Genomic DNA, 5042 nt, shown 5'->3' on the forward strand with positions numbered 1-5042 from the left:
CTATGACAAGCAGTCGCTCCGCGAAGCACTGCGTGAGATCGACATCAGACCGCTCATCAAGCATCGCATCTTCGCCCCGTACGACCACGCGCACAACGCCAGAATCGACAAACAGCGCTACAATCAGTGCTCTATGACCGAGATAGTGAACTCGGCTGTCAAGCGCTCGCTCGGCTTCGCCGTGCGAGCGCGTTCCTGGTTCCGTGAGTTCCGAGAAATCGCCCTGATGTGTGTCGTCTACAACATCAAGCGAGCTGTCACACAGTGAATTCCACTGCCTTATGGCGATTCAACACAGCCGCTGCACGAGACATCGGTCTCGTGAACGCCGCTGGATCAGTCCCACAGCGACTGAATACGCCAATTTCGAGTAGTAGCTTTGAGGTAGTGTCGATCGCGGCGTAAAGGCACTTTTGTCGCCACCAACCTCGGTCTGTTTCTCGTCGACCGCGATCCGCGACGGCTCGGCCGTCGACGGGTCGATCTGTGCTTCAGACAGCGTATGAACCAGTTCCAGACCGCGCCGTGAGAACGATCAGCACCCAGTAATTCTAAGATTGCGACCGTCTCCCTGATCGACGCCCCGCCGTGTGGAGATGCACCCCAAACCGCCGGACGGGTGTCGGAGTGCGCTTGTTCTCCCAAACGACTTGATCGTCCGTTTCTAACCTTTCTCTAAGCAGGTCTGCGAGTTCCATGATCAGTTCTCGCTACGGCCTGCTCGTTCCTCAAACCTTCAACTAGACAGTGCCAAATGTCATTACTTGTATAATTCTTCACAGGCGTCTGCAACGCCCTCGATAACTCGGGCGGTCTCCTCAGGCGAGAGTTCGGGGTGGATCGGAAGCGACAGAACTTGGCCAGAGATCCGTTCTGTAACAGGAAGTTCAACGTCAGAGTGCCGATCACAGTAGTAATCCGACTGATGAACCGAAGGATCCCAGTACACTTTCGACGAGATGCCTCGTTTGGAGAGAATTTCGATGACAGCATCTCTGTCGATCGCTTCGTCAAACGTGACTGTATAGAACTGATACACGTGACGGCCATTTTCGAGGGTATGGGGCGTTACACCAGGTATCTGTTCAAACGCGTCGTTCATTTCCGTTGCTGCCTGACGGCGCCCCTCAATCAGTGATTCGATTTTCTCCATCTGTGAGACCCCGAGTGCAGCGACAATATCTGGCATACGATAGTTGCCACCCACGGAGACGTGTCGCCCGCTTTTGGCGGAATCAAAGTAGTCTGTACTGGTACGACCATGAGACCTGAACAGTTTCACCCTGGCCGCAATGTCGTCATCATCGGTCACAACGGCTCCACCTTCGCCCGTTGCAACGATTTTATTCTGACAGAAACTAAGGGCTGCGGCATCACCGACCGTCCCTGCATAGACGCCATCGCGGTGTGCACCAAGTGCCTCTGCAGCATCTTCGACGAGTGTGAGTTCGTGCTCGTCGGCGATCGTACGAAGTTCGTCAATTCGACAAACACTCCCATAGACGTGGACCGGAAGAATGGCTTTCGTGCGGTCAGTGAGTGTGTTGCGCACAGCATCCGGATCAAGCCCGTATGTTTCGGTTTCGATATCCGCGAAGACCGGGGTAGCCCCTGCCAGACGGACAGCATTCACGGTCGCTTGCTGTGTGAACGAGGGAACGATGACCTCGTCTGTCGATTCAAGACTCAGTGATTCGAGAATTGCGTGAATTGCAGTTGTTCCAGAGTTGACGACAAGGGCGTGTTCAACATCAAGATACGACGCAAGTTTGTTCTCGAATTCGTCGATATATGGTCCCTTCGCCCAATAGCCACCGCGACCAACCGAGTCAACGACGTTTTTGACATCGTTGATGTCCCAAGAAATCTCAAACAGCGGAATGGAGTCAGTCATCTAACGAGTATCGTTGACGAGAGGGAAAATAAGTTGCTACTGCATACTGGCGAATCAGCTCATCTGTCGTCAATCGATTTTGCAGGGATACCACGTACTTCAGTCTCTGGTTCTACGTCACTAGTGACGACAGCTCCGCCCCCCACAACTGCACCTCTCCCGATCGTAGTCCCCTTGAAGACGACGGCACCGGGCCCGACGTAGGCGCCGGCTTCAATTGTCACATTCCCAGCAATCCCGACGTTCGGCGTCACAGTGACGCCGTCACCGAGAGCCGAGTCGTGAGATATATTGACACAACTATCGATCAGAACGTGATCTCCGACGTCGCTCCCGGGACCGACATAGCTCTGTGCATTGATCGCGACTCCCTCTCCAAGGTTAGCACTTTCACTAATTGTCGCATCCGGATGGATCGCATTGAAGAAGGAAAACCCGGCTTTCTCGATTCTGGCTGCGATGTCCGTTCGATTGCCAGCGGTCGAGCCATAAGCGACATGGAATGATGTTTGAGATCGGTTACTGACGTAATCAAGTCCACCGACAACCGGGATACCGCCAATTTCGGTTCCGTGTAACTCTGGGTTATCATCGACGAAGACGAGACGTTCGTTCTTGTCTGATGCCTGTACAATATCTCGGACGACACGTCCTTGATCGCCGGCACAATATATCGCGTACATTTGATTACTACTTACTGATTGGGGCTGTATCGTATTAGGAACCGGGATTCACCGTCAACATTTTCAATACGACTCCATGTGATGTAACACGAATGGAAATCGGGAACCGAACGATTGGCGATGGGGTCTACTTTATCGCTGAAGCGGGCGTTAACCACAACGGACGCGTCGATCTCGCTGAAGATCTTATCGAGGCTGCTGCTGGTGCTGACGCTGATGCGGTCAAGTTTCAGACTTTCTCGACGAATCGTCTGGTCGTCAAAGATGCACCTCGGGCGGACTACCAGTCGTCCGACGGGGACTCATCGCAGTACGAGATGCTCTCGAACCTCGAACTATCGAGAGCGGATCACGAGCGGTTGATCGAGTACGCTGGTGACAGGGGAATCACGTTCCTGTCGACGCCGTTCGATCGCGAGAGTCTCGTGATGCTCGAAGAACTCGGGGCTCCTGCCATCAAACTCGGTTCGGGTGAGCTCAATAATCTCCCGTTGCTTCGAAAGGCTGCAAAAACAGGACTGCCGATCGTTCTCAGCACTGGGATGGGTACGATGGCAGAAGTCGAGACTGCCTACAAAACCATTATGGCAACAAATCCGGGAACTGAGCTGGCGTTGCTTCACTGTGTTTCCGAGTATCCAGCATCCATCGAGGACGTTAATCTTCGGGTCATCGGACGAATGGCCGAACGATTCGACGTACCAGTCGGGTTTTCTGACCACACAATGGCTATCGAGACGCCGGGACTTGCAGTGTCAAGCGGGGCAACAATCATCGAGAAACACCTAACTCTCGATCGCACGCTTCCCGGCCCGGATCACGAGGCGTCGCTTGAACCCCAAGCGCTGTCAGATGCCGTCGAGGTCGCTCGGATGGCCGCACGAGCGAGAGGTGACGGTGAGAAAGCTCCGACACCGGGCGAGCGGGAGAATAGATCTGTCGTTCGAAAATCACTATACGCTGCCGAGCCGATCAACGAAGGAGACGTGTTAACCGAAGACAATATTACAGTCCTTCGACCAGCGAAGGGATTATCGCCGGCGGAGTTCGAGAACGTGCTGGGTCGGACCACAGCGAAGGCAATCGAACCCCGAGCACCGATCACGGTTGACTGTCTCGAAGAGGCGATCGGTGATGAGTGACCGAACTGTTGCTGTCGTGACTGGGACCCGGGCCGAATACGGCTTGCTGTCGTCGCCGATGGCCGCAATCGAAGCCCACGACGATCTCGAACTCGCCACGATAGTTACGGGGATGCATCTCGCTCCGGCGTACGGGAACACTCACGAAGACATAACGAACGACGGGTTCGAGATCACACGGCGCGTAAATATGCTCATGGAAGGGGACGATGGACTGGACATGGCGAAATCACTCGGTCTCGGAACGATGGGGCTCGCCGAAGCGTTTCGCGACGTCGATCCGGACATCGTTCTCGTTCTGGGAGACCGTGACGAGCCACTCGCAGCGGCGCTCGCGGCTGCCCATATGAACATCCCGGTCGCACACATTCACGGTGGGGACGTTATGATGGGGGCGACGATCGACGATAGTATCCGATACGCGCTCACGAAGTTCGCTCATATTCACTTCCCTGCGTCGGAGGCCAGTGCTCGACGTGTCGCACAGCTCGGTGAGACTGAGTGGCGGATCACGATCGCGGGTGCACCGGGGCTCGATCCCATTCTTCGCGGCGAGTACCGTCCCGGACAAGCAGTTGTCGAGGACCTCGAACTGGACCCTACCACACCGATCGTGCTCGTAGTCCAGCACCCAGTGACGACAGCGCCCGAACGGGCGGGCAAACAGATGCAGACGACGCTCGATGCTGTCACGAATTACGATGTTCAGCCCGTCGTGATCTATCCGAACTCCGACGCCGGTGGAAAGCAGATCGTCGATGTCATCGAATCACATCCTGCAAGCGACGAGTTCGAGACGTTCAAAAGCCTACCACGGCCGACATATCTCGGTCTCATGGAAGCAGCTGCCACGATGGTCGGAAACTCATCGAGTGGTATTATCGAGTCGTCGTCATTCGATCTCCCCGTTGTCGATATCGGCCCCCGTGAAGAGGGTCGTCAGCGCGCGGACAACACGATTTCGGTCCCTCACCAGCAGGGCGCCATCGAATCAGCGATCGACCAAGCACTGTTCGACGAGGCGTTCCGCGAACGGGTGCGAGAGTGTGACAATCCATACGCGTACGGCGGTGCTGGCGAGCGGATCGCGGACCGACTAGCCGACATCCAGATCGACGAACGACTCTTGCAGAAAGAGATATCATTCTGATGTTTCGATAGAGTAATTGTCAGTGCGCATCCCAATAGTAGTCAAGGGCACTGTCTAGTTGAGGATTGAGGAATGAGCAGGCCGTAGCGAGAACTGTCTATGGAACTCGCAGACCTGCTCAGAGAAACGTTGGAAACAGACAGTCAAGACGTTTGGGAGAACGAGCGCACCCC

4 protein-coding genes and 3 pseudogenes are annotated in these 5042 nt (G+C 55.2%); 4 read left to right on the forward strand and 3 right to left on the reverse strand.

Going from position 1 to position 5042, the window contains the following annotated elements; genetic code table 11:
- Positions 1-268, forward strand: a pseudogene (locus tag IL252_RS17135) (IS5/IS1182 family transposase); the annotation flags it as partial.
- Between the two features lie 37 nt (positions 269-305).
- Here IL252_RS17135 and IL252_RS17140 read toward each other — a convergent pair.
- The 3 genes and pseudogenes from IL252_RS17140 to IL252_RS17150 all read right to left on the reverse strand — a co-directional run.
- A pseudogene (locus IL252_RS17140) lies at positions 306-698 on the reverse strand (IS6 family transposase); the annotation flags it as partial.
- A 62-nt stretch (positions 699-760) separates the two neighbouring features.
- The gene (locus IL252_RS17145) at positions 761-1894 is read right to left on the reverse strand and encodes a DegT/DnrJ/EryC1/StrS aminotransferase family protein (RefSeq protein WP_208629038.1); all 1134 of its coding nucleotides are present in this window, start codon (positions 1892-1894) and stop codon (positions 761-763) included.
- Between the two features lie 59 nt (positions 1895-1953).
- Positions 1954-2577 (reverse strand): NeuD/PglB/VioB family sugar acetyltransferase, encoded by a 624-nt coding sequence (locus IL252_RS17150; RefSeq protein ID WP_208629039.1) that lies wholly within the window; start codon positions 2575-2577, stop codon positions 1954-1956.
- A 92-nt stretch (positions 2578-2669) separates the two neighbouring features.
- Here IL252_RS17150 and neuB point away from each other — a divergent pair, with 92 nt between their 5' ends.
- The 3 genes and pseudogenes from neuB to IL252_RS17165 form a co-directional block, all read left to right on the forward strand.
- A complete protein-coding gene (gene neuB, locus IL252_RS17155) occupies positions 2670-3719 on the forward strand; it encodes an N-acetylneuraminate synthase (RefSeq protein WP_208629040.1) in 1050 nt (349 codons plus the stop codon).
- A gap of 58 nt (positions 3720-3777) precedes the next feature.
- Positions 3778-4869 carry a UDP-N-acetylglucosamine 2-epimerase gene (gene neuC / locus IL252_RS17160; protein ID WP_244257322.1) on the forward strand — a complete coding sequence of 364 codons (1092 nt, stop codon included), beginning with the start codon at positions 3778-3780 and terminating at the stop codon, positions 4867-4869.
- 99 nt (positions 4870-4968) lie between these two features.
- A pseudogene (locus IL252_RS17165) lies at positions 4969-5042 on the forward strand (IS6 family transposase); the annotation flags it as partial.

Origin of the sequence: Halomicrobium sp. IBSBa (assembly GCF_017612575.1) — an archaeon.
In the GTDB taxonomy this organism is placed as follows: domain Archaea; phylum Halobacteriota; class Halobacteria; order Halobacteriales; family Haloarculaceae; genus Halomicrobium.